Source organism: Paenibacillus hodogayensis, assembly GCF_039536325.1.
Taxonomy (GTDB): Bacteria; Bacillota; Bacilli; order Paenibacillales; family NBRC-103111; genus Paenibacillus_AB; species Paenibacillus_AB hodogayensis.
This window is the reverse complement of record NZ_BAAAYO010000010.1, coordinates 1,119,120-1,145,153: the sequence shown is the minus strand read 5'-3', so window position 1 is coordinate 1,145,153 and position 26,034 is coordinate 1,119,120. Positions and strand designations below refer to the sequence as shown.

20 protein-coding genes and 1 other annotated feature are annotated in these 26,034 nt (G+C 58.6%); of the genes, 13 read left to right on the top strand and 7 right to left on the bottom strand.

From position 1 onward, the window contains the following. Positions 1 to 16 precede the first annotated feature (16 nt). Together ABD796_RS23865 and ABD796_RS23860 are read left to right on the top strand one after the other, a co-directional pair. The gene (locus ABD796_RS23865; protein ID WP_344912619.1) at positions 17 to 1,030 is read left to right on the top strand and encodes an SGNH/GDSL hydrolase family protein; all 1,014 of its coding nucleotides are present in this window, start codon (positions 17 to 19) and stop codon (positions 1,028 to 1,030) included. Between the two features lie 205 nt (positions 1,031 to 1,235). Beyond that, positions 1,236 to 2,540: a neutral/alkaline non-lysosomal ceramidase N-terminal domain-containing protein gene (locus ABD796_RS23860; RefSeq protein WP_344912618.1), complete on the top strand. Its 1,305-nt coding sequence runs from the start codon at positions 1,236 to 1,238 to the stop codon at positions 2,538 to 2,540. A gap of 162 nt (positions 2,541 to 2,702) precedes the next feature. Here ABD796_RS23860 and ABD796_RS23855 read toward each other — a convergent pair whose 3' ends face one another. Continuing rightward, entirely contained in the window at positions 2,703 to 2,936 is a 234-nt protein-coding gene (locus ABD796_RS23855; RefSeq protein WP_344912616.1) for an alpha/beta-type small acid-soluble spore protein, read from the bottom strand. Positions 2,937 to 3,066: 130 nt separating this feature from the next. Between ABD796_RS23855 and ABD796_RS23850 the strand changes: the two genes are divergently transcribed. Next, positions 3,067 to 3,567, top strand: a complete 501-nt coding sequence (locus ABD796_RS23850; protein ID WP_344912615.1) for a hypothetical protein — start codon at positions 3,067 to 3,069, stop codon at positions 3,565 to 3,567. A gap of 87 nt (positions 3,568 to 3,654) precedes the next feature. On the opposite strand, the gene ABD796_RS23845 is transcribed toward ABD796_RS23850, so the two are convergent. The 4 genes from ABD796_RS23845 to ABD796_RS23830 all read right to left on the bottom strand — a co-directional run bounded on the left by ABD796_RS23845 (position 3,655) and on the right by ABD796_RS23830 (position 7,731). After that, positions 3,655 to 4,617, bottom strand: a complete 963-nt coding sequence (locus tag ABD796_RS23845; protein WP_344912613.1) for a carbohydrate kinase family protein — start codon at positions 4,615 to 4,617, stop codon at positions 3,655 to 3,657. Positions 4,618 to 4,645: 28 nt separating this feature from the next. After that, positions 4,646 to 5,599, bottom strand: coding sequence for an aldose 1-epimerase (locus ABD796_RS23840; protein ID WP_344912611.1), 954 nt, complete (start codon positions 5,597 to 5,599; stop codon positions 4,646 to 4,648). 101 nt (positions 5,600 to 5,700) lie between these two features. After that, positions 5,701 to 6,726, bottom strand: coding sequence for a TIGR03943 family putative permease subunit (locus ABD796_RS23835; protein ID WP_344912608.1), 1,026 nt, complete (start codon positions 6,724 to 6,726; stop codon positions 5,701 to 5,703). 45 nt (positions 6,727 to 6,771) lie between these two features. Beyond that, the gene (locus ABD796_RS23830; protein WP_379117166.1) at positions 6,772 to 7,731 is read right to left on the bottom strand and encodes a permease; all 960 of its coding nucleotides are present in this window, start codon (positions 7,729 to 7,731) and stop codon (positions 6,772 to 6,774) included. Between the two features lie 447 nt (positions 7,732 to 8,178). Here ABD796_RS23830 and rpmG point away from each other — a divergent pair, with 447 nt between their 5' ends. Together rpmG and trpS are read left to right on the top strand one after the other, a co-directional pair. After that, positions 8,179 to 8,328: a 50S ribosomal protein L33 gene (gene rpmG, locus ABD796_RS23825; protein WP_344912606.1), complete on the top strand. Its 150-nt coding sequence runs from the start codon at positions 8,179 to 8,181 to the stop codon at positions 8,326 to 8,328. Between the two features lie 20 nt (positions 8,329 to 8,348). Beyond that, positions 8,349 to 8,607: a binding site (T-box leader), on the top strand. A 54-nt stretch (positions 8,608 to 8,661) separates the two neighbouring features. Then, positions 8,662 to 9,645 carry a tryptophan--tRNA ligase gene (trpS, locus tag ABD796_RS23820; protein ID WP_344912604.1) on the top strand — a complete coding sequence of 328 codons (984 nt, stop codon included), beginning with the start codon at positions 8,662 to 8,664 and terminating at the stop codon, positions 9,643 to 9,645. 116 nt (positions 9,646 to 9,761) lie between these two features. Here the strand turns inward: trpS and ABD796_RS23815 are convergent, their stop codons facing one another. Continuing rightward, on the bottom strand, positions 9,762 to 9,959 hold the full coding sequence (locus tag ABD796_RS23815) for a DUF5325 family protein (protein ID WP_344912602.1): 198 nt from the start codon (positions 9,957 to 9,959) through the stop codon (positions 9,762 to 9,764). 148 nt (positions 9,960 to 10,107) lie between these two features. Here ABD796_RS23815 and ABD796_RS23810 point away from each other — a divergent pair, with 148 nt between their 5' ends. Then, the gene (locus ABD796_RS23810; RefSeq protein ID WP_344912600.1) at positions 10,108 to 10,335 is read left to right on the top strand and encodes an alpha/beta-type small acid-soluble spore protein; all 228 of its coding nucleotides are present in this window, start codon (positions 10,108 to 10,110) and stop codon (positions 10,333 to 10,335) included. Positions 10,336 to 10,482: 147 nt separating this feature from the next. On the opposite strand, the gene ABD796_RS23805 is transcribed toward ABD796_RS23810, so the two are convergent. After that, positions 10,483 to 11,466 (bottom strand): metal-dependent hydrolase, encoded by a 984-nt coding sequence (locus ABD796_RS23805; RefSeq protein WP_344912598.1) that lies wholly within the window; start codon positions 11,464 to 11,466, stop codon positions 10,483 to 10,485. A gap of 131 nt (positions 11,467 to 11,597) precedes the next feature. Here ABD796_RS23805 and ABD796_RS23800 point away from each other — a divergent pair, with 131 nt between their 5' ends. The 7 genes from ABD796_RS23800 (at position 11,598) to ABD796_RS23770 (ending at position 25,954) form a co-directional block, all read left to right on the top strand. Then, positions 11,598 to 11,894, top strand: a complete 297-nt coding sequence (locus ABD796_RS23800) for a hypothetical protein (protein WP_344912593.1) — start codon at positions 11,598 to 11,600, stop codon at positions 11,892 to 11,894. 213 nt (positions 11,895 to 12,107) lie between these two features. Continuing rightward, positions 12,108 to 13,994: an ABC transporter ATP-binding protein gene (locus ABD796_RS23795; protein WP_344912591.1), complete on the top strand. Its 1,887-nt coding sequence runs from the start codon at positions 12,108 to 12,110 to the stop codon at positions 13,992 to 13,994. Continuing rightward, a complete protein-coding gene (locus ABD796_RS23790) occupies positions 13,991 to 16,108 on the top strand; it encodes an ABC transporter ATP-binding protein (protein WP_344912588.1) in 2,118 nt (705 codons plus the stop codon). Before ABD796_RS23795 ends, ABD796_RS23790 begins: the two co-directional genes overlap by 4 nt. A gap of 263 nt (positions 16,109 to 16,371) precedes the next feature. Further along, positions 16,372 to 17,172: an undecaprenyl-diphosphate phosphatase gene (locus ABD796_RS23785; RefSeq protein WP_344912585.1), complete on the top strand. Its 801-nt coding sequence runs from the start codon at positions 16,372 to 16,374 to the stop codon at positions 17,170 to 17,172. 83 nt (positions 17,173 to 17,255) lie between these two features. Then, complete coding sequence (locus tag ABD796_RS23780; RefSeq protein WP_344912582.1) at positions 17,256 to 18,902, top strand: AraC family transcriptional regulator; 1,647 nt, start codon at positions 17,256 to 17,258, stop codon at positions 18,900 to 18,902. Between the two features lie 113 nt (positions 18,903 to 19,015). Then, on the top strand, positions 19,016 to 20,002 hold the full coding sequence (locus ABD796_RS23775) for an ABC transporter substrate-binding protein (protein WP_344912579.1): 987 nt from the start codon (positions 19,016 to 19,018) through the stop codon (positions 20,000 to 20,002). Positions 20,003 to 20,137: 135 nt separating this feature from the next. Next, the gene (locus ABD796_RS23770; protein WP_344912576.1) at positions 20,138 to 25,954 is read left to right on the top strand and encodes a choice-of-anchor I family protein; all 5,817 of its coding nucleotides are present in this window, start codon (positions 20,138 to 20,140) and stop codon (positions 25,952 to 25,954) included. Positions 25,955 to 26,034: the final 80 nt, after the last annotated feature.

Here is a 26,034-nt window from a genome sequence, read left to right as displayed (position 1 = left end):
ATCAAGGAGGTCCCTTATGAGTATGAGCGACAATGCGCCGCGTTCCTTCGATTTGCTGCTGCCGCCGGTCATTCCGGCCGTTGTGGGGCATGAGATCAATCTGTATTTCGACAATTTGATCGGGGGAGAGGCGACCCGCTACGATTTCGATATCCGGGGAAGCATCGGGCGCCACCGCAACGACCGCTGGACGTGCGTGCCGGAGGAGGCAGGCGATTACCCGCTTGCCGTGGAAGTGTATTCGGAGGATGGTGAGAAGCTGGCCGAGGCCGAGACGGTCGTTCGCGTCAAGGCGGCGGGGGCCGGCGGCATGGACCGGCGGGTCCTGTTCGTAGGCGACAGCACGACGGCGGCGGGCATTTATACGGGAGAGCTGCTGCGTCTCTTTTCGGCCGATTATTCCGGGGTGACGCTGCTCGGCACCAAGGGTTCGGGACGCAATGCATTCGAAGGCCGCGGGGGCTGGAGAGTGATCGATTATTACGAGAAAGAAGACAGCCCGTTCGTATTCGAAGGCAAATTCGACTTTTCCAGCTATATGGCCGAAACCGGCTATGAGGGAGTGGATGACGTCTGTATCCATCTCGGCATCAATGATATTTTCCACGCCTCCGAGGAGAACGGCATGGGGGAACTGCTCGGTCGCGCCATGCCGATGCTGGAGAATATGATTGCCGACATCCGGCGGTTTAACGCAGCGGTGCGCATTGGCATCATGCTCATTATTCCGCCTTCGCGAACGCAGGACAGCTTCGGCAGAAGCTACGGCGTTTTGCAAAGCAGGAGACGATACAAACGCAAATGGTTTCTGTGGAACCGCGAGCTGCTGCACCGCTTCTCCGGGCGGGACGGGATCGACATCATCCCGCTGCACGTCAACATCGACACGGCCCGCAACATGCCCTCCGAGTTAACGGCGGGGAACGCCCGCAACGGACGGATGGAGCTTAGCCAGAGCAATGGCGTTCACCCGGCCCCCGAAGGGTACCGGCAAATGGCCGACGTGCTGTACGCCTGGCTGAAGGCGTAAGGCGGGCGGCGCTTCCGATTGAGCCGGCCGGGGCCGGATGTATGCAATATAACCGAGCCTTCTTCGGCCTTGACCGGCCAGAGAGGGCTTTTTGCTTTGCCAAAAGTGCAAATTTTATGTCGCATCGTCCAAAGCTTAGTAAAGCGCCTTGCGTATATGATAGGCTTGATAAGCCACGTTTGCCAAAACAGGGGAGTGAGCGCACTTGCTGCAATGCGGAGTATGCGAGCTGGACATTACGCCATCGCTGGGAAGCACGATTCCCGGCTACTTCAACGACCGAAAATCGACGGGAATAATCGATCGTCTGTATGCCAAAGCGCTTGTGGTGGAGAACGATGGAAGCGCTGTCGCGTTTGTCGTCCTGGATACGATCAAGGTGCGCAAGGACGTGGCCGAGAACGTCCGTAGAAGGGTCGGGGAGACGACTGGCATTTTGCCCGAACGGGTGATGATTTCGGCGACGCATACCCACACGGGCCCGGCCGTTGCGACAACGACGTTTTTGAGTGCGGACGAATCGTACCTGGAGTGGCTGGCGGTCAAGGCGGCGGATGCGGTCGCGATCGCATACAACGGCCGACGGGAGGCTCGCATCGGGTTTGGAGCCGGACACGAGACGGATATCGCCTTTAACCGCCGCTATTTTATGAAGGATGGAACGCTGCGGACCAACCCGGGGATCGGCAATCCGGATGTTGACCGCCCGGCCGGTCCGATCGATCCGGAGGTCGGGGTTGTCCGGATCGACGATGCGGACGGACGTCCGATGGCCGTCGTGACCAACTACGCGGTGCATACCGATACGGTCGGGGGGACGGAATATTGCGCCGACTTCCCGGGAGAGTTGTCCGTCGCGCTGAAGAAGGCGCTCGGGGAACAGACGGTCAGCCTGTTCATGATGGGAGCGAGCGGAAACATTAACCATTATGACGTGCTCCACGGGAAGCTGGAGTATTATGCGAAGCCGCAATCCCGCCACTATATGAAGATGGGACGCATTCTGGCCGGCGAAGTGTTGAAAGTCCGCGAAAAGATTTTCACTTCGTCTGAAGCGCGGGTGGAGGAGCGGAAAGCGTTCGTCAAGCTGCGTTACCGTCAGCCGACGCCGGAACAGATCGCAGAGGCGCAAGCCAACTTGACAGGCTATCCGGAAGGACATGTGGAGCGCAACTTCGCCAAAGAGCTGCTGGAGGCGGCGCGTCTCGGGGAAGGCACGGCCGAAGCGGAAATTCAGACGGTGGCCGTCGGCGATCTGGCTGTCGTCGGGCTCCCCGCGGAGATGTTCGTGGAGTTCGGGCTGGAGATCAAGGGCGGCTCGCCGTTCGGGCTGACTTTGATCAATGAGCTGTGCAATGGCATCGTCGGCACGTACGTCTGTACGCGAGAGGCGTACCGGCTCGGCGGCTACGAGCCGCGCATTACGTCCAACAATCGCCTTCAGGAGGACGCGGGCGAATTGTTCGTGGATTGCGCGCTGGGTCTGCTCCGCGAGCTAAAGCCGGAATAAACGGCGGTGGCAAACGGCTGCAAGCCGCATACGTGAAAACAAGGCAAGCGTGGCTTCCGAAGAGGAAGGTTCGCCTGCCTTGTTTTGTGTTATAATCGTACCATAGAAAAAGCCCGGCCATCGCTGGATTCCAGCGGCGACCGGACTGCGGTTAAGTATGGATTAGCGGGAGAATTGGTTGCTGCCACTCAGCTGTTGTTCAGCGATCTGAACAAGGCGGCGAGTGATGTGCCCTCCGATTGCGCCTGCGTCACGGGTAGCCATGTAGCCCATGTATCCGTCTTGCGGGATTTGAATGCCCAGTTCTTGAGCAACCTCGTATTTCAGTTGGTCCAAAGCTGCGGAAGCTTGGGGAACTACGAGCGAGTTGCTGGAACGACTTTGTCCTGCTGCCATATTTATCACCTCCGATGATAGGTAGTATGAGCAGTTTTTGAAAATATACTCGCACGAAAAATGGAAATTTACGCCAACGTTCCGAAAAGGGACGATTGGCTTTCGATCCGGAAACGGGGGAGGGCAAACGATGTTCGATATGCAAGTGAGCCGGCTTTCCTTCGACCCAGATTTGCAAATCGTTCAGGCTGACGTGAAGCTGGAGATCGACGGACAATCGGTCATTGAGGAGCCTTTGTGCGTGGATGTCGGGCTCCCGGCGCTGCTGCTCGGCGGTCTGGAGGATATGTCGCCTTACCGGTGGGCCGAAGCCGGACAGTGGCAGCGGATGCCCTTTTTCGTATGCGGCTGCGGAGACCCGGAATGCAGAGGCTTTTCGTTCCGGGTGACGCATGTGGACGCGGAGTGGGCGGAATGGACGCTTGTGGAGGAGGCAGAGGACCGGTCGAACCGCGAATACGAAACGTATGTCGTCTCGCTTGACGAATGCCGCAGGCAGCTGATCGAGCTGGGCGAGCGGTTTCTGCAATTCGTCGAGCCGCTCGATTACCGGCCGTATTTTGCGGATACGGTGCCCGTAGTGCGGCAATTGGTGGAGTGGTTGAAACTGGCGCAGGCCGGCAACGAATAAGGCAGGTCCGGAGAATCCAAAAAAAAGAGGCCGTGCGCTCGGGGATATGCCCGAGTCTGCACGGCCTTCTTTTTTTGAAAAGGCGTGTCAAGCGCCGCCATTCCCAAAGAGCTTCGTGACGGTTTCATCCTGCTGCAGCAAATCGCCGAGCCGGCTGCAGTTGTTTTCCGCCGATTCGATCGTCCAGCCCGCGACCTTCGTGCCGCATATGACGGCTTCGGCCAACGGCAGCCCGCGAATAAGCCCCATCGTCGTACCGGAGAAGAACGCGTCCCCGGCGCCGCTCGTATCGAGTACCTGAACGGGGAAGATGGACTGCCGACCGAACTCTTCCGTAGCGGCGACGGCGTAGATCGACCCATGCTCGCCAAGCGTGACGACGATCGAAGGAAGGTTGCTTGCACGCATATAGGCGAGCAAAGCTTCCTTCTGTTCGGCGGCGTCCAGTTCGTGCACCGGAACGCCGATCAGCCGCTCCGCTTCGACATGGTTGCAAATGAAGCAGGCGAGCGAACCTATCAGCTCCGGATGATTCAATACGACGTCCAGATTGCCCGGTATGCCGTACACCGGCTTCCCGTGCTTGGCCGCCAAGGCGAGGACCGCGCGCGAGATGTCCGCATTCAAGTCGAGCTCCAGCAGCACGTGCGACGATCCCTGCACAATCTCTTCGCCGTGCTCGGCAATGACCTTCTGCATCGTGGCGAGGTCGGGCATTTGCGAGATCGATCCGGCCAAATCCCCGCTCTGGTCGAGGACGGCCATCCACATGCCCATGCCTTCGCGCTCCGCCGCCGGGACGTGGCGCGTATCGGCCCCGACCCGGTTGAGACGGTCGATCACTTCCTGGCCGAGGCCGCTTGCATCCACGGAGGAGACGAAGCGGGTGGGCAGGTCCATCCGGGCGAGGTTTTCCGCTACGTTGCGGCCAACGCCTCCGTGCACGAATTGAATCGTGCCGAGATTTCTGCCCGTCGGGATGTAGGCGTCGCGCGCAAACCCTTTGCAATCAATAAACACGGTCCCAATAACCGTTACGGTCAAGCTCATGCTTCTCTCCCTTTCCGATCAATCCTTATTACTCCCTCGTTATGTCGAGAGTGACGGCAAGCTCCAGCGTGTCGCCGGGTTGAATGGCGCGCATGCCGGTCAGCTCCGGCCCTGCTTCCAGATTGGGTGCATCCGGCGTCCAGGTGAGAGGCTCCACGCAGATCGTGTCGAACGCTTCGCCTTTCGTATAGACGACCCACTGGGTGAACGGCTCGCTGCCGCTATAGCGAATCGTATAGCCCGGCTTGGCCAGTATAGCTTCCGCAGCGCGGTCGCCGATCCGGAACGCCATGTCCATGTTCTGGCCGAGCAGGTTCATCCCTTCGTTCAACTGCTCGTAGCGGCCGAGTGGCAGCCGGTTGCCCGTCGCCAGCAGCTTGTCGTCCAGCTCCCAGATGTCCTCAACGGGCAGCGTGAGTGTCCATGATCCGGGCTCCTCGTCGAGCAGGAACCAAGTATGCAGACCGAAGCCGAACGGCGCCGGCTCCTCGCTTTTATTGTGGAAGGCGAACGTTTGCACAAGAGAAGCCCCCCGCAACTCCGTCGTCAGCGTCACGGTCAAATCATGCGGATACTGGTCGGCCAGCTCGGGAAAGTCGGCGGTACGAAACTGCGTCGTGATCGTGGCGCTGTCCCCGTCCGTGCGCGTAGCCGTAACTTCCCACGGGCGGTGACGGGCGAAGCCGTGAATATGGTGGCCGTCCGGCGTGTTTTTCTCCAGCCTGTACGTCTTGCCGTTAAAAGGGAACGTAGCGTCCTTCACCCGGCTTGGAGGAAGCAGCACCGGAATGCCGTAGTGAACCGACTTTTCCGACAGCGCCTCCACGCTGTCCGGGGTGCGGAGCACCTCTCTAGCGGCGATGTTATCCCAAAGCCGGTAGACGTTGCTGCCGATAGCGGGAATGACCGATAACGTAAAATTGCTGTTTTCCAACACATAAACGGTTGCTCCGTCCCATTGCTGTTCTCGGATCGTGGCCATGTCGCGTTTTCGCTCCTTTACCATAAAACTTTTCGGATCGGATTTCACGACTTCCATTGTAGCAAAAGGCCGGAAGGCTGTCATTAGCCCATTTTGCCGAGCTATTTGAGCGTTTCCGGAGCGGGACGGACGACCGTCGCGGCGGCCTTAGAACCGAAAGCCGCGTCCGGGTATACGTAAGGCTCTTTCGGCGTCCCGATCGTCCGAACCTCGACCGGCCGCACAACGAGCAGCTCGGAGCCGCCCTGTCTCGTCGTGCCCAGTGTGCCGGTGACACGCACCCATTGATCGGTGGCGTACAGACCGGCCCGGTCGTCCTGGACGAGCATTCCGACAGGCGAGGCGTCCGCGGAGCAGCATTGCACGGAAAACCGTCCGACGGCGAAATGTCTGGCGTCCATCGTGCTGTCGCGGTAGACGAAGCCAGTCAAACTGACGGTTTTGCCTGCGAACCGGGCGGCATACAGATCAAGTGCAGTCAGCGTCTCCACGTACAGCCGCTCGGGTATGACAATCGTTTCTGTTGCATACAGCTCGCGGGCAAGCTTGGCGAACGGGGCGGCAGCGCGGCCCGCAGGAAACAGGCTGTCCTGCGATGAGGCGGACGTTCCCGGCTCCCCGGCTGCCGTGCGGCGATCCGAGAGGGCGGAAGGGGCGTTGTTCGCCCGGCCGGCCGTCGCTGGGGAGTACTGGGGGCCGGTTAATCCGTCCTGTGCGCCTTGATGCCGAAGCTCCGTTCTCAGGGCGGCGCCGCTGCTCAGGTTCATTCCTTTTTTGGCGGCAAGCGAGCTGCCCATCGTCGTGTCGGGCATTAGAAAGCCAAGCGCGAGCGGCAGCGCGAACAGGCCGTAAATAAGCGCGCTTCTCCACGGCGAGCCGGGCGGGGCATGATCGTGGCCGCAGTCGCACTCGACGAGCTTGCCTGAGAATGCCGAGACGGCGGAATAAAGCTGGTACGCCCCCGCCGCATACAGCGCGAGCGCTGCCAGCTTGACGTAAAGGATCGAGCGCGGCGAGATGTAATATACGATATGGCCGCTTTTCACCAGCAGAGCGATGTAGGCGGCAAAGCCGATCAGCAGCAGCGCTTTGATCAGACTGTGCACCCAGGCTTCCCGGTTGCTCATCTAATGGGGTCCTCCTCTCATCGCGAATTGTCGCCCGTTCCCCGTCTACAGCACCAGCCATTCGAACAGCCGCGAACCGGCAAGCACGGCAACGACGAGCAGGGCGCTTATGGTGGCTACGAAGCGGACGCGGAAGACAGACAGCAGCATGAGCGTGTTTTTCAGATCGAGCATTGGTCCGAAGACTAGGAATGTGAGCAGCGAGCCAGATGTGAACGTCGCGGCGAACGAAGAAGCGACGAAGGCGTCGGACGTGGAGCACAGCGAAAGCAGGTAGGCGAAACCGAGCATGAACAGATGGGAGCTCCACTCACCCTGGCCGACAGCGACCAAGCTTTCCCGCGGCATAGCCACTTGAATGAGCGCTGTCAGCATGGCCCCGAACAGAAAATATTTGCCCATGTCGAAAAATTCGTCGGACGCATGTCCGAGCGTAGACAGGAATCGGTTCGGACGCGTGCTGCCTACGGCGTGCCGTCCGTAGGCAGGGGATTCCTCTTCCAGACGGTCCGCATAAGGCGACTCTGGCCGCAGCGGACTCCGTTTGACGAAGCGGTAGATCAGCAAGCCGATTGCCGCGGCCACGATAAAAGCGAGGGCCATGCGCGAATAAGCCATCTCCGGCCGTCCGCGGAACGCCATATAGGTCGAGGCGTATACGACCGGATTGAGAATCGGCCCGGCGAGGATAAAGGTAACGGCGATGTAAACCGGCATGCCTTTGCGCATGAGTCGGCGCACGATCGGAATCATCCCGCATTCGCAGAGCGGAAACAGCACGCCGAGCGAGCAGGCGAACAGCACGCCGAGCAGCGGGCGGCGCGGCGTCCAGCGGCGTACGGTCCGCTCGGAGACGAAAACTTGCAGCAGGGCCGAGAACAGCACCCCGAGCAGGATAAACGGAACGGCCTCGAGGATGATGCTGATGAATATCGTTTTGAAGCCGGCCAACGGAAAACCGGCAAGAAGTGTCCAGTCCGGCCCTTCGCGGCGCATGGCGATCATGGCAAGCAGGACGAAGCAGATCAGTCCGGCCGCGAACGGACCTCTTCGGAGCAGCGTTTGCAAGGATGATACCTCCCTATACGAATTCCATCGCCTAAAGGCTGCCGGTTTCGCTGGGGCATCCGACGGTCGTCAACGGCTCCCCGAGCGGCTAGCCGCACGGACGACCTATGAGTCTGTCCGACGGATGAAAACGTCGGACAGACTCCTGGGCGGCGAGGGACAATATAACGTATGCGGACGGCCAAGGCGATAGGACAAGGAATTTTGCTCGCTCCGTGTGTCGCTGGATGCCGATCCAAGATTGACTAAGCGCGCCAATGCTGGTATTATTAATGTTATGCTGTGCCGGAAGTAAGGGCATATAATCAAGCAAGCGAGATAAGAGCGGACCGACCGCAGCCCTTGCGGCTTTTTGGCGTTCGACTACAGAAGGAGGTGTGTACGATGCGCGTTATCGTCACTTTGGCGTGCACCGAATCAGGTGACCGCAATTATACGACTACGAAGAACAAAAAAACTCATCCGCAACGGATCGAGATGAAAAAATATTCCCCTCGCCTCAAGAAATACACGATCCACCGGGAAACCCGTTAATCGTAAGGAAGCGCGTATGGGAAAAAGCGATGACAGGAACAAGTACACTTCCGCAAGACCGCTGCAGAGAGCCGGTGGCCGCTGAGAACCGGTGCGGGGCGGGAAGTCGAATGGGTCCTGGAGCATGAAGCGGAACGGCTATCGGCTTAAAGCCTGATGAGCCCAGTATGCCGAACGGAAGTTCCCCGTTACCGGAACATCAAGGTTTTCCGTTTCTGGCCTGTCGGTCAGACGCGACGAAAACGAATTAGGGTGGTACCACGACCTCTCGTCCCTTGCGGCGGGAGGTTTTTTGTTTTTTTTTGCACGAGACAATCCAGGGAGGGAACGATCATGAAAAAGGTACTATCCGGCATTCAACCGAGCGGGCAGCTGACGCTCGGCAACTATATCGGCGCCATGCAAAACTTCGTCAAGCTGCAGCACGATCACCGCTGTTTCTTCATGGTCGTCGATCTTCACGCGATCACGGTGCCGCAAGAGCCGGCCGCCCTGCACGAGCAGAGCGAAGCCGTTGCGGCGCTGTTCATCGCCGCCGGGATCGATCCGGCCAAAGCGAGCGTATTCCTGCAATCCCACGTACCGGCGCATGCCGAGCTTGGCTGGCTGATGACGACGCTCGTGTATATGGGCGAGTTAGAGCGCATGACGCAATTCAAGGACAAATCGTCCGGCAAGGAATCGGTCGGGGCCGGCCTGTTCACTTACCCGGCGCTGATGGCGGCGGACATCCTGCTGTATCAGGCCGATCTGGTGCCCGTCGGCGACGACCAGAAGCAGCATTTGGAAATTACGCGCGATTTGGCCCATCGGTTCAATCAGCGGTACGGCGATCTGTTCGTTGTGCCCGAGCCGTATATTCCACAGGTAGGGGCGCGCATCATGTCGCTGGACGACGCCTCGAAGAAGATGAGCAAGAGCAATCCGAACCCGGCAAGCTTTATCGCGCTGCTGGACGAGCCGGACGTGATCCGCAAAAAAATCAGCCGTGCCGTGACCGATTCCGGCCGGGAAGTCCGCTTCGATCCGGCGAACAAGCCGGAAGTGAGCAATCTGATGACGATCTATGCGCATTGCGCCGGCTTGAGTCTGGCCGAGATCGAAGCCAAGTACGAAGGGCAAGGTTACGGTCCGTTCAAAAAAGAGCTGGCCGAAGCCGTCGTGTCCACGCTCGAACCGCTTCAGCAGCGGTACCGGGATATCCGCAGCTCCGGGGAACTGCGCAGCATTTTGCGCCAGGGAGCCGAACAGGCGGCGGAAATCGCCAACGAGACAGTACGCGAGGCGAAGAAGAAGATGGGGTTTGTCATGCCGTAGTAAGCCAGGGTTAAGGAAAAAGAGCCGCAGCTCCGATAAGTATCGGGCCGCGGCTCTTCTTTTGCCGGCAATCTGTCGGGGTCGGCGGCCAGGCAGACGACCGTCTGGCCGTAATGTCAAGGCTTCGGCGAGGACGGCTGCTCCCGTTTCCGGCGCAGTTTGGCTTTAAGCGTGAAGCCGAAGCCGATAAACCCGATGGAAGCGATCGAACACAGCCAGACAGCGGCAATGTTGCCGAAGCTGATGGCCGCGGCGATTGCGACGAGCAAAGCGGTGCCGATAACGGCAAATAAAAGAGCCAGCGGACGGTTCATGGCGCGGGAATCCCCCTGTTCTGAAATCGACTTCAAAGTTTTATAAAATTGCATGCATATTAATCGCCGTTCGAAACATAATAAGCTTGCAAGCTTGCAAAATACATCACACACAAACGGTTCGCAGATTGAAAGGAGCGTATCTATCATGGCAAGTGGTCAATCTCGCAGCAGCAACAGCCTTGTAGTTCCCCAAGCAAACGGTGCACTGAACCAACTCAAATATGAAGTCGCTCAAGAGTTGGGCATCCAAATTCCGCAAGACGGTTACATGGGCTACATGGCAACTCGCGACGCCGGCTCGATCGGCGGACACATTACCCGTCGCTTGGTGCAAATCGCCGAGCAACAACTTTCTGGCGGATCTGCTCGATAAACGATCTTCTTTCGGACTTGCGTGGAAAAAGGCTCAGGGGATTCGACATCCCTTGAGCTTTTTTGTTTGTACCCGTGCAAATCGCCAAAAAGCGAGCCCCCGTGGAAGGGGGCTGCCGGCGCTCGATCGGGCTTTTGGCTTTTGACGCTAATAGGTGCTGATCTTCAGCTTCTTCTCCACGCGGCCTTCGCTCAGCCAGCCCACGTACGAATCGATCGGCTGGTTTTGCTTATCCATCAGGACGACGGCCACGAACGGATATTGCTTGCGGTGCCGGTAACGTACGTCCGTCCAGCGCACCTCGTAGCCCCAAACGTGCTCCTTCATCTCCGCGCAGGCGGTCGACGTGAAGTACAGGAATGCCTGCACGTCGGGATGGGTTTTGGAAGCGTCGATGGCGGGGTGGCTGTGGCAGTGCGCTTTATCGACCCAGCGCAGCTTGCCGTTGCGGAATTCGCCGAGCGTGTAGTCGTTCGGAGCGGTCCGCTTGACCACGTTCCACGTGTACAGATGAATCGTCGGAATCCAAATGTAATGATGGTTCGGATCGTACTGCGGGTCCTGCAGCCTGATACGCCGGCCGACGGCAAAATGAACGACCGTTCGCCATACATAGTACAGCGCGATCAAGGCGTACAGCGCCGGGAAGATCTGCACCGGCGTTGCCAAATGCACCGACCATAAGAAGATCGCGATCAAATGACTCGAAAAGATGATCGGATCGAAGATGTGTATAATATTCCACGAGATCCACTTCTCGGTTATCGGCCGGAACGCCTGCGTCCCGTACGTGTTGAACAGATCGCTGAATACGTGGAAGGCGACGGCGACGAACACCCATAGGGCGAGATGCGGTACCGAAATGCCCCTGAACAGTAGAGCGAGCGCCAGCGTAATGAGCGCCGTCCATATTGCTATGGCGGGCAAGCTGTGCGATTTTCCACGGTGATTGCGAATGTACGAGGCGTTGCCGCGGAAGCGCAACAGCCCGTCCGAATCCGGCGCCTGCGAGCCGAGCACGGTGCCGATCAGCACAGCGGTCGCCAGCGCGGAGTCCGAGGCGACGGCGGGATCTACATAGGCTAAACCGGCCAAACCGAGTCCGACTACCAGATGCGTGCCTGTATCCAAAAGTTGTCTCCTCCTCATCGGTCTTATTGTTATCATAACACGAGTTGCCGTAAAATAAAAAAATCAATCTCACGTTTTTTTGCGTTTTTGGCACAAATTCCAACGGACATTCGGAAAGAGAGGCACATCTTATGGATATCGTATTCGTCGAATATAAAGTGCTCCCGGAACAACGCGAGGCGTACTTGGCTTGGGCCCGCGAGCTATGCGGGACGGAGCCGCTGCTGGAACATTACGAAGGGTCGGATCAGCCGAATTTGTTCGTCGAGCTGTGGAGAGGCATGAGCCCCGAGCGGTATGCCGCATTCAAGCTTGCCCGCCAGGAAAGCGAGGATCGTCCATGGTCGGAATTGGCGGGTTATGTGCAGGGCGGCCCGGGCAAAGTTCATGTGTGGCACTTTCGCCGTTCGCAGGAGGGCCTCCGCTAGCGTCATTACCGGTATAGTATGGGGAGCACCGGTTGTCCGGACACGGCGTTTGAACCGTACGCCGCCTATAGGCGATTGTATCTCTCATGATCGGATAGTCCATTGTTTCCAGCATGGATATCCATGGTTTCCTCGACCTCGGTTCGGTAAGCTTACATGTAGGATCAAGCTTGCGTACCCGTTTGCCACAGGCAAACCGAGGGGGGAGAACGGTTGGAGAGAAAAAGCATCATCGGGAAGCACGTGAAGGATCACCGGTATTCGTATTTGCTCGGTTTCGCATTATTGTCCATTTCCTGTCTGATGCAGCTGGTCATTCCGTTCTTACTGGGAACGTTCACCGACCGGCTCGAAATGTCGCTGCTGACTTACCGGGAGGCGCTGCGCTATGCGCTCTGGATGGTGCTAGCGGGACTCGCGATCGCGCTGTTTCGCTCGGTATCACGGATTTATTTGTTCCGCCTGTCCCGTCTGCTCGATATGCGTATCCGAGATGAATTGTTCAAGCATTGGGAGACGCTGTCCACCCGTTATTTTCAAAACCGCCGGGTCGGCGATCTGATGTCGCACGCGATCAGCGACGTAAGCGTGATCCGTGACGTGACCCAGGGTGGGATTTTCAACACGCTGGAAGCGTTCGTGCTTATTACGATTACGGTCGTTACGATGGTCACGACGGTCGATCCGCTGCTGACCCTGTTTACGCTGCTGCCGCTGCCGCTGCTTAGCGTGCTGGCATACCGGTTCAAGCGGCGCATCCAGAAGGAATCCGGCGAAGTGCAGGAATCGATCGGGAACTTGACCAGCCGGGTGCAGGAGTTCATTGCGGGCATCCGGATCGTCAAGTCGTTCGTGCAGGAGCGCGAGCAAATCCGGCTTTTTGACGACGACAACCGGTATGCGGTGGCGACCAACCGCAAGCTGGTCAAATCCAACTCGTTGTTCGGGGCGCTCAGCTCAGCAATCGTCGGCTTCAGCTTCCTGGTGTCCGTCGTACTGGGCGGGATTATGGTGCTGCACGGCCGCATCTCATTGGGCGAATTCGTGGCGTTCAACTCGTTCCTGTCGCTGCTGATGGGCCCGATCGAGAATTTGGGCAAAGTCGTCAATACGATGCAGCGCGGCAAAGCGTCGGAAAACCGGCTGCTGGCCATTCTGAACACGTATCCCGACGTCGCCGACGATTCGAACGCCGATCCGGCCATTGAACGGATCGAGGGGGACATCGACATTCGCGGCTTGACGTTCCGGTACCCGGAAGCCCATGAACCGGCTTTGCGGGACATTACGCTGCGCGTGCCCAAAGGCACGAGTCTTGCTATCGTCGGCCGCGTGGGCAGCGGCAAAAGCACGCTCGTTCACCTGCTCGTGCGGCTGTACAATCCGCCTAAAGGCACCGTATTTATCGACGGGCGCGAGATCAGCGAAATCCCGCTGCAGGTGCTTCGCGGCCACATCGGCATCGTGCCGCAGGATCAATTTCTGTTCTCGACGACGATCCGCGACAATATCGGCTTCGATCCGAAGCCGTACAAGGACGAGGAGATCGAACAGGCGGCCAAGCTTGCGCAAGTGTATGACAACATCGTCGAGTTTCCGAACCAGTTCCAGACGGCGCTCGGCGAGCGCGGCGTTTCCTTGTCCGGCGGTCAGCGCCAGCGGGTCAGCATCGCCCGGGCGATTATCAAGAAGCCGTCGATCCTCATTTTCGACGACAGCTTGTCGGCTGTGGATACGGAGACGGAGGACCGCATTCTCGAAGGGCTGGACGACGTGATGGACAACCGCACGACGATCATTATCGGCCATCGCATCTCGTCCGTTCAGGCGGCGGACCAAATCGTCGTCCTTGACGAAGGGGCTATCGTGGAGCGGGGCACGCACGATTCGCTGCTAGCCCTTGGCGGCGTGTACGCCGATCTGCACCACAAGCAACTGCTGGACGAAGCGACGCGCGGCGAGCCGGAATGGGAGGACGAGGCGGCGTCCGTGAGGCCGGACGAGCGGGAACGCGCCCACCGTCGGCCGGAACTGGAGACACCGTCGGATACCCGCTCCGCTTCCGGCAAGATCGCATCGACGGGAGGGAAAGCGGGATGAGCATACATGCGGAGAAAGCGGTCGTCGATATCAAGGATCGCCAGCTGTTCAAGAAAATGCTCGCCTATGCGCTGCCTCATTGGAAAATGATCGCGCTGTGCATCGGCCTCGCTTTTCTGATCGTCATGTCGGATTTGGCCCGTCCTTACTTGATCAAAATCGCCATCGACGATCATATCAACGGCTTGAACCAGCCGATGCTGGCGACGGAGGCTTCCCAAGCGCAGCAGCTGCAGCCATACGGCAAGCCGATGATTGTGGGAGATACCGCCTATGTGCGCGTCGATGCCGCCTCCGTGCCGGAAGCCGCCGTCGGAGAAACGGTGGAACCGGCGCAGCGGAGGATGAGGATTGTCGAGGTCGGCGGCGTGCCGTATTTGGCCGAGGGCTGGCCGGACGCGAAGAGCACCTTTACCGTCAGCGAGAGCGGCTCCGGAACGGAACTACGGGCTGACGGGCAAGCTTACAAGGCGGTAAGGATGGACGCGGCGGATGTGTCGGCGTTCCGTCAGCGGGATACGAACGGCCTTCTGACACTGGGGATGTTTTTCCTGATGACCGTTATCGGCGGATCGATTCTGAACTATGTGCAGTCCAATCTGCTGCAATATACCGGGCAGCATATCATTTACCGGATCCGTTCGCAGCTGTTCGAGCATTTGAGCCGCATGTCGGCTTCCTTCTTCGACCGCAACCCCGTCGGACGTCTCGTCGTGCGGGTGACGCAGGATACGGAAACGCTCAACCAGCTGTATTCGCAAGTAATCGTCAACTTGGTCAAGGACGTTATCGTGCTGTTCGGCATTCTCGTTATTATGCTGCAGATGAGCGTGCGGCTGACGGCGCTGATGATCATCGTCATCCCGCTGCTGTTCGGCTTGACCGTCTGGTACCGCATCGTCATGCGCGAGACGCAGCGTAAAGTAAGGCTGCTGCTTGCCCGGCTGAACTCGTTTCTGGCGGAGAACTTGTCCGGCATCCGCATCACCCAGCTGTTCGTCCGCGAGGAACGGCAGCTGGAGCAGTTCCGCGAGCTGAACGGCGAGCATTTCAAAGCAGGCCTGCGCGGGGTGATCGTCAACTCGATCTTCCAGCCGGCCATCGGGTTTCTGGGCAATTTCTCCATCGCCCTGCTTATCTGGTACGGAGGCGGCTCGGTGCTCGACGGGGCCATTACGTTCGGGATCGTGTACGCGTTCACCCACTATGTGCGGCAGTTTTTCAACCCGCTGATGAGTTTGGCGGAGAAATACAACCAAATTCAGACGGCAATGGTCGGCGCCGAGCGCATTTTCGAGATGCTGGACGAGAAGCCGGCGATCGTCGACGCCGAAAGGCCGAAGCCGCTGCCGCAGCCGGTGCGAGGGGAGATCGAATTCGAGCACGTCTGGTTCGCTTATAACGAAGGAGAATGGGTGCTGCGCGACGTGTCGTTCAAAATCGAGCCGGGGCAAACGATCGCCTTCGTCGGGGCGACCGGTGCGGGCAAAAGCTCGATCATTTCGCTGATCAACCGGTTTTACGACATTCAGAAAGGCTACATCAAGCTCGACGGCATCGATATCCGCGACATCCCGCTCGAGGACCTGCGCCGGACGGTCAGCGTCGTACAGCAGGACGTCTTCCTGTTCAATGGCGATATCGCCTCGAACATTCGTCTGAACGAGCCAGGCATCACGGACGAGCAAGTGCATGAGGCGGCGCGGATGGTGCATATGGAGCCGTTCATCCGCAAGCAGCCGCTCGGCTATGCGACACCGCTCGGCGAAAGGGGAGTCAGCCTGTCGCTCGGTCAGCGACAGCTGCTGTCGTTCGCCCGGGCCATCGTCTTCCGTCCGCAAATCCTCATTCTCGACGAAGCGACGTCGAACATCGATACGGAGACCGAGCTGGTCGTGCAGGAAGCGCTGGGGGCGATATCCAAAGACCGGACGACGCTGATCGTGGCCCACCGGCTCTCGACGATTCAGCATGCCGATCAGATTATCGTTATGCATAAGGGCAAAGTGCGCGAAATCGGCAGCCATTACCAGCTGCTGGCGCTGAAAGGCTACTATTACAAGCTGTTCGAGCTCCAGTACAAGGAGCGGCGGCAAATGCCGGACGCGCGGTAGCACGTTCGATTGTCGGCGGATTTCTGCTGCATAGCAGTAATATACAAAAAGCGCCCCGAAGCTCGCTGGCCGGGGGGCTTTTTGTTTTGCAAAGAAAGATAGCGGTTTGTTCAATGTGACGATTTCGTAAGATTGCCGGCGCCATTTGTAAGCAAAATCGATAGAAGCCTGCGCTTTTTCGCGTTAAGCTGGCCTAAGCGCCCAACGGCCGCCCGGAAGGGCGCAAGGGACGTATTTTGTTGCGGAAAGGCGGCTCTTTATTTATGTATGATATTTTTTGCGCCATCGTCTTGGGCATTATCGAAGGATTGACGGAGTTCCTTCCGGTTTCCTCGACCGGCCATATGGTATTGGCCGGTTATTTGCTCGGTTTCGAAGGAGAGGTGGCGACCACCTTCAAAATCGTCATTCAGCTTGGGGCCGTAATCGCGGTACTGCTGCTCTATTGGAACAGGTATATGGCCATCCTGAAAGATATGATCGCCTTCAAGTTCTCGGCGAAAAACAAGCTGAACGCGATCCACATGATCGTCGCCATGATTCCGGCTTTACTTGTGTATTTACTGTTTAAAGACTTGATCAAGCATTACTTGTTCGGGCCTTCCACCGTCCTGATCGGTTTGGTCGCCGGAGGTATTCTGATGATCGTCGCCGCCAGAATCCGCCGAGCGGTTACCGCCGAGAACAGCGACGACATCTCGTACAAGCAGGCGTTTGGCATCGGACTGTTTCAATGCCTGGCGCTGTGGCCCGGTTTTTCGCGATCGGGCTCGACCATTTCCGGCGGGCTTCTGCTCGGAACGAGCCAGAAAGCGGCAGCGGACTTCACCTTCCTCATCTCCGTGCCGGTTATGCTGGGAGCTACTGTCCTGGATCTGTATGACAGCCGTGATTTGCTGACGTCGGATACGCTGCTGTTGTTCCTTGTCGGCTTCGTTTCCGCTTTTGTCGTGGCTATGTTCGCCGTCGTCACGTTCCTGAATTTGATCAAACGGCTGAAGCTGGAGTGGTTTGCGATTTACCGGTTTGTCGTCGCCGCGGTGTTTTTCATCATTATGCTGTAATAAGGGATATTTTCCGTCTGGCTATTCACCACCGTTGTCGGTATGATCGTAACTAGATCAATGTCAGCACGGGAGGAAGTTTTATGGATTCAGCCTATGAAATCATGCCGCCGTCCGACGGGTTCTGCCAACTGCGCGAGGTCGCGAAGCTGGAGGGCGAAGGCGACGGCCGCACTCGGGAGAAGCTCAGCGGCGCTTACGCGCTGCTGTTTGTGGAAGAGGGCAAGGGGAGCATTGGGTTGTCGGGCATTCGCTATGCGGTAACCGGGGGCAGCGCGTTGATCGCCGTGCCGGGGACGGAGCTGGAAGCGTTAGCTGAGGAGGGGGAGCGGCTGCGCGGAACGATCGTGAAGTTCAAACCTTACTTGCCGACCGAGCTGTCGGACGAAGTTCACGGAGCTTCCGCCTACGTGCCGCAAGCCGGATTTTTCTCGTCGAACGGCCGGATTGCCCTACACGGAACGGAGGCATGGGCCGAAATGGCGAGGAAGCTGTCCGACGAGAGTGCGGAAAGTTCTCCGCTGCACCGATACAGACGGTTTATCCGGCTTCAGGAAATCGTCTGCGGCTGTCTGGAGGCGGGATACGCCATGGAGCTCCGCAGCGGGGCGCATCCGGTCGAGCGGGTGAAGCGTCATATCGAGAAGCATTACCGCGAGCCTTTGTCTTTGGAAAAGCTGGCGGTGAACGCCAACGTCAGCCCGGCTTACTTTTCCACCTGGTTCAAGAAGGCGACGGGGCAGACGCCCATTCATTATTTGAACGATTACCGGATGAAACGGGCGAGCGAGCTGATGCTCCCAGGAGCGGACGGCTCCGTCAAGCTAAAGGAAATCGCGCAGCGGGTCGGACTGAGCGACGAGTTTTATTTTAGCCGGGTATTCAAAAAGCATACGGGGATGTCGCCGACCGTTTATATGAAGAAAAGGCCTTTGAATGCGGCGTCGGCGATTATTCCTTATTCCTACCATCTGCTCGCGCTTGGCGTCGCGCCAGCCGCGGGCATCTTCGATTACGAGCCTCCGCAGCTGCTGGCTTTGGGGCGGCGGACGTTCAATCTATACAGCCTTAGCGAGCATGAGCGGTTCGCGAAGCTGCGTTCGCTGCGGCCGGACGTCGTACTGACGCACAATCTGGACAGCCGCGAGGAAGATCTGCGAACGATCGCTCCGCTGGCCATCGTGCCTTGGGGGTACAACGATGTGTACGAACAGCTGCGCATGACCGGCGAGTGGCTGGACAAACGGGCCGAGGCCGAAGCTTGGATCGGATCGTACGAGGAGCAGGAGCGGCAGGCTCGCCGGCTGCTCGCCGCGCATATCGGAGGTGAGACGATGGCCGCCTTCCGCTTCATCCATGGACAGATGCGCGTGTACGGGGCGCGAAATATCGGTCACGTGCTGTACCGTTCGCTGGGCTGGGTGCCTCCCGAGCGGGTGCGGGCACACATGAAGGACCCGACCTTCGTATGGGAGACCATAAGCCCCGAGCGGCTGCTTGATTATGATGCTGACCGGATCGTCGTCGTCTGCGACCGACACTCCAGGCAACTGTTCGGCAAGCTGCAAGCGGGACCGGAATGGAGCGGTCTGACCGCAGTTCGCCGCGGCAAGGTGCATTGCGCGACGGAAGGATGGGCGGATTACCATCCGTTTGCGCTGGAACGTCAGCTGGCCGATGCCGTTCAATGGGCGGCTGGGAGAGGCCCCGATGCGTGGAACGCAAAATAGTCCAAAGGACGAATCGGCTTTTGAAGGAATACTACATGGCTTTATGTCCCTGAATCATATATGATAATGATTATCATATTCAATAAAAGCAACGATTCAGGAGGCATTATCAAGTGAAACGAGCGAACAAGACATGGGGTTTCCTAACAGGGGTCGCCCTCTCCAGCCTGCTGCTGCTGACAGCATGCGGGGGTGCCGACGGCAATGGCGGCGGCAAGCCGGATACGACGGCGCAGACGAAGCAAGCCGAGCCGGAGATGCGGACGGTCACTCATTGGAAAGGACAGACGGAGGTGCCTGTTCATCCGCAGAAGATCGTGACGTCGCAATATACCGGAGAGCTGGTTGCGCTTGGCGTGAAGCTGGCCGGAGCTCCGAAGTGGCAGATCGATCAGCTCGAGATTGTTGGCCAAAAAGCCGAACGTCAAGGGATCGAAGATATCGGCGCGCCTCCGAATTTGGAGAAAATAACGGGTTTGTCGCCGGACCTGATCATCGGTCAAAACGCCCAGGAAAAAGTTTACGACAGCCTTAGTAAAATCGCTCCCACCGTGCTCGTGCCCTGGGGGGATGAAAACGTATATGAACGGCTGCGCACGATCGCCAAGGTCATCGGTAAAGAAAAACAGGCGGACGAGTGGATCGCGGCCCATGAAGCGAAGGCGGCGGAGGGGCGCAAGAAGATCGCCCCGCTGATCGGCAAAGACGAGACCGTCGCCATCGTCGTGGTGGGCGGCTATGAGAAGGGGCAGCTGCGCGTCTACGGCGGCCGCAATGTCGGACATGCCCTCTACAACGATCTGAAGCTGAATCCTCCGCCCGCGATCAAAGCCGAGATGGACAAAAACGCTACGTTCACCTCCATCCAGATTTCCCTGGAGAAGCTTCCCGATTATGCGGCGGCGGACCGGATTTTCTTGCTGACCTTTAATAACGATCCGGATTATGTGAAGCAGGTTGCCGACAGCCAGCTGTGGAAAAACTTGCCTGCTGTCAAAAACGGGCGCGTCTATACGATTGCCGAGGATCTCTGGTTTACGTACGATCCGCTTTCCGTCGACCGCCAACTGGACGAAGCGATCGCTCTGCTAGGCAAATAAGGAAAATAAGGCTGCTGCCGGACTATTATCCGGGGCGGCCTTTTTTTAATAATACCTTCATATAGCGCTTACAGCCTGTTTACAATCGTTCCTTATAGTAGGTAAGGACGATTCCAAAAGAGGAGTGAGCATGGATTGAAGAGAAAAGGGAAGAGACTTCTTGCACTGCTGCTCGGGGCGGAGCTGCTGGGCGGTTCGCTCGTATCTGCCGTTCCGGCATTCGCCGCCGAAGCTGTGCCGTTGGCCGGGACGCCGTATCAGGCAAACGGCATGTACGATGTGACGGTCCCGCACGTTTTCATCAACCAGGTGTATGGAGGGGGATTGTCCGTCGCTGCGGATACGTACAGCTCCAACGGGTTTATCGAGCTGTACAATCCGACCGGGGGCGCCGTTTCGTTGAACGGCTGGGCGCTTTGGTATGCGGATGCCACCAGCACGAGTACCGGTGCCAGCGGGCCTTGGGAAAAGCTGAACCTTTCCGGTTCGATTCCGGCCCGTTCCTCTTATTTAATCAAAGGCAACGATACCGGCGCAGCCCCGGCTAACCGGACGGTCGATATTTCGGCCAAGGGCGATTTGACTTTCTCGCGTTTTATTAACAATAAAGGGCTTAAAGTCGTCTTGATGAGCAGTCAGACCGCCTTGTCCGACTCCGTCAAAAATCCGTTCCTGACCAAGCCGGCCGGTTACGTGGACATGCTCGGTACCGGCAGCAATGACAATAACAGCAAAATCGACGGCTTCGAGTCCGCCCATCCGAGCGGCTCCGCGGAGGGCACGTCCAAGAAAAAAGCGATTCGCCGCAAAGCGCTTCTCGATACCGATAACAATAAGGCCGATTTCGAACAGGTGGACTATAGCTCGACAGATGCGCCTAACGTTGCCGACAAAGGCCCCCGCAGCAGCGCGGACGGACCTTGGGGCGTTGCGCCTCTGACGCTGAATCAGCCGGCATTGAGCAGCGCCTATGTGAACTCCTACTATACCGCCAAGCTGAATGCGGGCGGAGGTACGCCGCCCTACGCCTTCGAAGCGGCCGGCTTGCCTGCGGGACTTGCGATCAACCGCAATACCGGCGTTATTACCGGCATTCCCGCTGCGGCAACCTCCGGGCCTGCAGCCGTGACGGTGGCGGTATACGACAACGCCGTGCCGCGCGCATCGGTGAGCCGGACGCTGTCTTTGGACGTGAAGCGGGACCCGCTCTCGATCCGCAAAATCGGGCATTACGCGGTCGGCGTGTCGAACGCGGACGGCGGCGTTGCGGAAATCGTAAAGTACAACAAGGATAACGGCAAGTTTTATTTGGTCAACGGCTCGACGAATCCGCCCACCCTGGATATTGTCAGCTTGCAAACGAACGGACAGGCGATGACCAAGGAAAAATCAGTCGACGTCCGGGCGCTTTCCGAGACCGGCGGCTTCGTATATGGGGATCTGACCAGCGTGGACGTCAATACGGTCACGAAGCGGGTAGCCTTATCCGTGCAGGAAAAGGACGCCGACAAAAACGGCAAAATTCTCGTGCTGGATTACGACGGCCAGCTGTTGAAAACGTACGAAGCCGGCAAACAGCCGGATATGATCAAATCGACAACGGATGGCCGGTACATCCTTACCGCCGACGAAGGCGAGCCGCGCACGGCCGGAATCGATCCGGAGGGCAGCGTGACGATTGCCGATACGGTCACGGATACGGTAACCCGCGTTCGATTCGACGATCCTTCCGTCATCGACGATCTCGTTCATATCCGCGGCGCGTCCGACGCGGGCGGCATCATTCGCGGCAGCGGGACGAAGGCGGACGCCGTGTTCGATCTGGAGCCGGAATACATCGCGTTGTCCGACGACAACCGGACGGCCTATGTCTCCCTTCAGGAAAACAACGCGGTCGCGATTGTCGATATTGCCACCAAGAAAGTGACCGCGGTCAAAGGACTGGGCTATAAGGATTTGAACGATCCGCGCAATGCCCTGGATCTTCTGAAGGACAACCGGATTCATCTGGAGAACGTGCCGTTCTTCGGCATGTACATGCCGGACGGTATCGCTTCGTACAGCCGGGACGGCGTCAATTACTTGTTCACGGCCAACGAAGGCGACGTGACCGAGTGGAATGGGCGGAATACGGGCTCGAAGATCGGCAGCGTGAAAGGCAGTCTGAATCCGTCCTCTGCCGCTGCGCAGTTTCTGGCTGGCAAAACGGAATACGACAGCGTCGAAGTGGCAAGCGATATGGGCACGGACGGGATATACTTGTTCGGCGGCCGTTCGTTCTCGGTCTGGAATGCCGATACGATGACGCAGATGTATGACAGCGGCAGCGATTTCGAGAGCATCACCGCCGAGCGGTTGAAAGATTACTTCAACGCCAGCCATGCGAACAACACGCTCGACAACCGCAGCTCCAAGAAAGGACCGGAGCCGGAAGATATTAAGATCGGCAAGGTCGGCAGCAAAATGTTCGCTTTCGTCGGTCTGGAGCGGATCGGCGGAGTGATGGCTTACGACGTGACGGACCCGGCTCGCCCGGCATTCGCCGCTTACGTAAACACGCGGGACTTCTCGGCAGGGCTCGATACCGATACCGGCCCAGAAGGGATCGAGTTTATTCCGGCACCGTCGAGCCCGACCGGCTTGCCGCTGCTGCTGGTCGCCCATGAAGTGAGCGGCACGGTTGCCGTGCTGCAGCTGGACGTGACGAAGGTGGAGCTGGATCAAAAAGCGCTCACGCTGAAAGCGGGCGGTGCTGCCGGCCGTTTGGCCGCAACCGTCTCTCCGGTTGGGAGCGGAGCGGCGACCGTAACCTGGTCCTCCTCCGATAACTTAGTCGCTACGGTGGACGCGAACGGCAACATAACCCCGGTCTCCGCCGGCCAAGCGGTCATTTCGGCGATTAGCGCAGACGGCTTCGGGGCGGCGGAAGCAGTAGTAACCGTACAGCCAGCCGACGCTTCCGCAGATACGTGGACGTTGACCGTCATGCACACGAACGATACGCACGCCCATCTGGCTGACGTGGCCAAGCGGGCCACGCTGGTGAAGCAAGTGCGGGCCGAAGGCGGCGACAGCATCTTGGTCGATGCGGGCGACGTGTTCTCGGGCGATCTGTATTTTACGAAATGGATGGGAAAAGCCGATCTGGCTTTCATGAATTATATGGGCTATGACGCGATGACGTTCGGCAACCACGAATTCGACCAAGGCACCAAAGCTTTGTCCGAGTTTGTCCGTGACGCCAAGTTTCCGCTTGTCAGCTCGAACATCGATTTTACGAAGGATGCGAACATGAGCCCGCTGCTCCGCTCGCCGGGCACGATTCCGGCATACGGCAGCCCGGGTCGGCCGGAGAATGTAGCCGGCGTCTACCCTTACGTCATTCTGGACGTGCAAGGACACAAGGTCGGCGTATTCGGCATGACGACCGAGGATACGAAGGAAACGTCCAGTCCAGGTAAGGACGTCGTGTTCCGGGATGCGGCCGAATCGGCCAAAGCGACGGTGGCGGCGATGCAGGCCGACGGCATCCGCAACATTATCGCCCTGTCGCATCTTGGGTATGGAAGAGACAAGCTGCTGGCCGAACAGGTGGAAGGCATCGATCTGATCGTCGGCGGACATACGCATACGAAGCTGGATGCGCCGGAAGTCGTCGTGGATGTGGCGAACCAGACGCCGACGGTTATCGTGCAGGCGAACGAATGGGGCAAGTTCCTCGGCCGCGTCGACATTACGTTTGACAGCCAAGGCGTCGTTCTGACGGGCAAGGACTCCGCGGGCAAAGAGCGGCTGACCGGCAGCTTGATGGCTGTAGACGCCTCCGTACGGGAGGACGAAACGGCCAAGAGCATGCTCGAGCCGTACAATGCGCAGCTGGAGGAGCTGAAAAAAGAAGTGATCGGCAAAACGTCGGTCGTGCTGGACGGCGAGCGGGCCAACGTTCGCTCCAAGGAGACGAACCTGGGCAACTTTATCGCCGACGGCATGCTGGCGAAGGGCAAGGCGTTGAAAAAGGCGCAAATCGCCATCCAAAACGGAGGCGGCATCCGCGCTTCGATCGACGAGGGCGACATTACGATGGGCGAGCTGCGAACGGTCATGCCGTTCGGCAATACGCTCTACATTCTGGACGTGACCGGGAAGCAGCTGCTGGAAGGGCTGGAGAACGGCGTCAGCGGAGCGGCGGGTACGGACTTGCCGGGCAAATTCCCGCAGGTGGCCGGGCTGAAATTCAAGTGGGATCCGAAGCAGCCGGCCGGTCACTTCGTCTACGACGTATTCGTGCAGAACGGCACAGCCTATGAACCGCTCGATTTGACCAAAACGTACCGCATCGCCACGAACAGCTTTATGGCTGGGGGCGGGGACGGTTATGTCTCCTTCGCCGAGGCGGTTGCGGCCGGAGCGTATCATGAAGATCTCGGATATGCCGATTACACGAATTTTATCGAGTACGTCAAGGAACTGGGCGGCACGATTGCGCCGAAGGTGGAAGGCCGGATCGTCAGGGCGGATAAACCCGTTCCTAGCGACGGCGGCAATGACGGAGATAGCGGCTCCGACAACGGTTCCGGCAATGGCTCCGGAAACGGAGGCAATACCGGCAACAATGGCAACAGCGGCAACAGCGGCAACAGCGGAAATAACGGCAATGCCGGCAACGGCGGAGAAACGGGCAATGGCGGCGCTTCGGCGGAAGCGGGTACGGTCGTATTGAACCCGTCGGCGCTGAACGTCACGACAGAGACGAACGCTGCCGGGCAGGCAGTGAGCAAAGTAACCGTCGACTCCAAAGAGCTCGCGTCGGCGATATTGGGGGCGCAAACCGCAGCTCCGGCCGGAACGCAGGCCTTAATCGTGATCGATGCGTCCAAAATCACCGGGGCGACTGCCGTGGATCTGCCGGCCGGTGCGCTTGCGGCAGCTTCATCGGGCGGCGCCGTGCTCGCGATCGAGACGCAAGCGGCCAGTTACCGGCTTCCGCTGGAAGCCTTGAACCTGGGCTCGCAGGCGTCCGGTTCGAAGCTCGAAGACGCCCAAGTGCGGATCGCCATTACTCCGGTCGAGGGCGCTGCCATGCAGGCGTTGTCGGCTGCAGCCGACAAACTTGGCGCGAACGTAGCGGGTCAGCAGGCGGTCAGCTTCGAGGTACTCGTCACTGTGGGCGGGAAGACGACGGAATGGAACGATTTCGGTACGACGTACGTCACCCGTCTCCTGTATGTGCCTTCGTCGTTGGATGCGAATGCGACGGCTGTCCTGTTCGACCCGGCGACCAACGAATTTGCGTTCGTTCCGTCGATTGCCACGACGGTGAACGGCAAGACGGCCATTGAAGCGAAACGTCCTGGCAACAGTACGTACTCCGTGCTTTCCTTGAAGAAAAGCTTCAGCGACCTAAACGGCCATTGGGCAAAAAAAGACGTAGAGGCGATGGCATCCCGTCTGATCGTCAAAGGCGTATCCGACACGGCGTTCGCGCCGGACCGTTCGATTACGCGCGCCGAGTTCACGGCCTTGCTCGTCAATGGTCTTGGCCTTTCTCCCGAAGCGTCGGCACAATCGTTTGAGGACGTCGGGACGACCGCCTGGTTTGCCGGTTATGTCGGCAAGGCGGCCAAAACCGGACTTGTGAACGGCAAGACTCCGGGACGGTTTGAACCGAACAGCACGATTACGCGGGCGGAGATGGCCGTGATGATCTCCCGCGCCATGACGCTCGTCGACAAAGCCAACGAGCCGGGCGGCATCGGCAAGGATGCTCTGAACCTCTTCCAGGACCGCGCCGCGATTCCGGCATGGGCGTCGGCGGACGTCGCCTCGCTTGCCAAGCGCGGCATCATGAACGGCACCGATGCAGGCTTTGCTCCCGACGGCAACGCGACGCGCGCGGAAGCGGCGGTTACGCTGCTGCGGACGCTGAAGACGCTGCGGTTCGTCAACCCGTAACCCGTAAGCTTGCGCCGATGGCTCTTGTAAAGGGCATCAGCTTTACCGGCTTCAAAGGATAAGTCCGGATAACCGACAAA